Annotated in this window: 3 protein-coding genes; all 3 read left to right on the top strand. The window is 64.2% G+C overall.

Annotated elements, in window-relative coordinates; all coding sequences use genetic code 11:
* Positions 1–431 precede the first annotated feature (431 nt).
* Complete coding sequence (locus tag GZ998_RS07795; protein WP_161923250.1) at positions 432–866, top strand: hypothetical protein; 435 nt, start codon at positions 432–434, stop codon at positions 864–866.
* A 372-nt stretch (positions 867–1238) separates the two neighbouring features.
* Entirely contained in the window at positions 1239–2402 is a 1164-nt protein-coding gene (locus GZ998_RS07790; protein ID WP_219109515.1) for a sensor histidine kinase, read from the top strand.
* Positions 2399–3097, top strand: a complete 699-nt coding sequence (locus GZ998_RS07785; RefSeq protein ID WP_162680069.1) for a response regulator transcription factor — start codon at positions 2399–2401, stop codon at positions 3095–3097. Before GZ998_RS07790 ends, GZ998_RS07785 begins: the two co-directional genes overlap by 4 nt.
* Positions 3098–3262 lie beyond the last annotated feature (165 nt).

The following is a 3262-nucleotide window of genomic DNA, read 5'->3' as shown; positions in this document are numbered from 1 at the left end:
CAACCGTCCCAAAACCCATGAGACTCAACCGTCCCAGAAGTCATGAGACTCAACCGTCCCAGAAGTGTGGAGACAGCACAGTACCTTTCGACGACGCTACGTACCCCCACCGTACGAACCGTCACCACCAGGTACGAATCGTCGACCAGAACGTACGAACCGTCACCACGAGGTACGAACCGCCAACCAGGGCACGCGAACCGCCGGACAGAACACACGAACCGTCGACCAGGGCACAGGCACCGCCACGCCGGCGCGCGCCGCCCGTGTCAGGTCGCGTCGGCACGGTTGCTGCCCCAGAGCGCCTGACACCGCCCGAAAGACTACTGTGTCTCCGGTCATGCCCCCCGATCGGCTCATCCAATCGGGGGATGCGCCCGGTCCTCGCTGCGGTGAGGATCGGAGCGACGCCATCCTGAAGGAGTCCCCTGATGACCATCGAGATCCTCAGCGCGATAGTCGGCAGTCTCGCCACCGCCGTCATCATCTTCTTCGTTTCCCGACGTCGCTACCGCACTTTTCTTACCTCAATGGCAGCCATGGGCGGCACCATTACCGACGCCGGCCTGCTCAGCACGCTCAAGGCAATAATTCAGACCATGACGACCGCCAGCGCCTGCGCAGCCGTCGGCACCGCACTACTGGTGGCGGCAGGACAGATGCTGAACCCCCTCCAGGTCACCATTACCTGCGCCGTCATCCTGCTGCTGGCAGCCGTGCTCGCCTGGATCTACGGCAGGTACGCGGTGCTTGCGGAGCTGGCCCACATCCGTCACCTGGAACTTCCCTACGGACCGTGGGGGTTGTTCCTGGCCCAAGGACGCTTCCGGCCTACCGCTCCTCGCGCGCAGTCCCCCCTCAACTAAGTACCAGTCCCGTCACCCATCCCTCCTCGGGCATTCGCGCCTGCGGGGACGCCGCCCTGCTCGCGGACTCGGCACCTGCGCCAAGAACCGCACCCGCGCCAACGCGGCTGAGTCGTCCGAGGCGACGGACGCCGCCGCCCAACCACGTGCTCGATACCACTGTGATCCCAGCCGTGATTCACCCGTATCGCACCCACTCCAGAGTTAATGTCATAACCGTCATGTCTGACTCAGGGGCGCTCTCGGCAACCATTGCTAGAGTGACCTACATAACAGCTTGCGTGGCGGAGGGGGTGCATGATGGTGCTGGGCGATGCCATCGCCTCCCTGACAGCACGCGCGTACAGCGGGCTTGCACAACCCCCTGAGCCCATGTCCCGCCGCCGCGTGTACGTCATCATTGGAGCGATCGTCGGGTTGGCGAACCTGATCGGCAACCAGGTTGTCATTCGGGAGGCGCCAAAACCCATTGACGTCGCCTTCATGGTGGCCGCTATGGTGCTCATAACACTCATCCCACTACACCCCGTTCCCGGCGTTTTAGCGTATCTGGTGTGTTGGCTCCTGTTGCTCCTGATACCCTCCGCGAACTTCTCCGACATCACCATCAGCAACCTGGCCTTCCTGTTCTTCCTGGGGCGCTTCTTCCCACCATGGCCGGCCTTCTCGGTGCTGCTCACAACGCTTCTCAGCGAGGCCGTGCTACTGATGTCGCTGAGCGCGCCGGGAAACCAAATGGGAAATAGCCTAGGAACACTGTGGTACACAGCGCTTATGGGCGCCCTGCTGGTTCCGCTAGGCGCGCTGGTGCGTTTCATTGAGGCATCCCGCCTGGCCGACGCCGAGCAGGCGGATGCCCAGCTGGAGGAGATGCGCCTGGAGATCGCCCGGGAGATGCACGACCTCGTGGCCTACTCCATGTCCCAGACCGCCCTGCGCGCCCAGCGGGCCGCCGCCGATACCTCTTACTCGGACCACGCCCGCCATGAGTTCACCGCCATTGAGGCAACCGCCTCAGATGCGCTTCACGAGCTGCGCCTGCTGCTGCGTACTCTGCGCAGCCCCGCCTCGGAGCAAGAGCAGTCCATTTCTACGACCACCGGCCTGGGGAATGCGGTCAGCGACTTGAGCACCGCCGTCGGCGCGATCAGCGCGGACGTGTCCGCAGCCGGATTCGACATTACCTACCGGCACCTGGGTGATGCCGTCCCCACCCGGATTCAAGCCAGCACCCTGTCCCGGGTGGCTCGGGAGATGGGCGCCAACATCATCCGCCACGGCGATCCCCACGCCCCCGTCACCATGACGCTCTCACTGGGCCCAGAGGTGATCCGACTGGTATCCACCAACCGGGTTCGCGACACCAGTGCGCACCTCCCGCGTTCGGGCACCGGAATCCTGGGCATGCGCGAGCGCCTCGCAGCCATCGGAGGCACCCTGACCACGCTGTCCGACAACGGTTCCTGGATGGTCACCGCCACCGTTCCCCTCGCCGACTTCCACCCCATACCCACCGCCCCTGAGAGGAATTCATGATTCACGTCGGCATAGTCGACGACGACGCACTCGTGCGCCGCGCCCTCACCGATCTGCTCACCAACGCGGCCAGTGACGACATCCACGTCAGGTGGGCGGCCGGAGACGGACAGGATGCCCTCGACATCCTGCGCTCCGACACACCCGATGCTCAGGTGCAAGTGCTGTTGGTGGACGTGCAGATGCCACGTCTGGACGGCATCGCGCTAGCGAATATCGTGCACCGCGAGCGCCCCGAGATCGCCATACTCGTACTGACCACCTTCGTAGCCGACTCGGTGATGGACCGGGCCCTCGCCGCCGGCGTACGCGGCTTCATCGCCAAGGAGGACCCGGTGGAGACACTGGCCGCCACCATCCGGCACGTCGCCGCAGGCAACATGGTGCTCTCACCAAGCTCCTCGTCCATCATCACCGGCAGGCCCGAACGAAGCACGGCAGCTGCATCGGCTTCCACAGCACCATCTCAGCCTCAGACCACGGCCAAGACCCTGCCCCCGGGGATCACGCTCTCCCCCAGGGAGGTCGAGGTGCTGACCCTCATGGTGGAGGCCAAGACCAATAAGCAGATCGCTCGCGCCCTGGGCGTAAGCGATGCGACCGTCAAGACGCACGTCTCCGCCCTGATCGCCAAGCTGGGTGTGCAGGACCGCGTCGGGGCCGTCGTCTACGCCCTGCGTGCGGGCCTGGTCTAGAGACTCCCCCAATCGGCCTAGCCATTTGGGCGATACCGTCCGCCATGAAATGGGTAAGCATAGAACCCGTCCTTAGCGACTCATCAACTACAGCCCGTTAACAGATTGGATCCGAATTATGGGCCTCATCGACACCGCAGGCGTCTACGCCGCATACAACCCCTG

This window comes from Actinomyces sp. 594 (assembly GCF_019325145.1).
Classification (GTDB): Bacteria; Actinomycetota; Actinomycetes; order Actinomycetales; family Actinomycetaceae; genus Actinomyces.
This window is presented reverse-complemented; position numbering and strand designations above follow the sequence as displayed.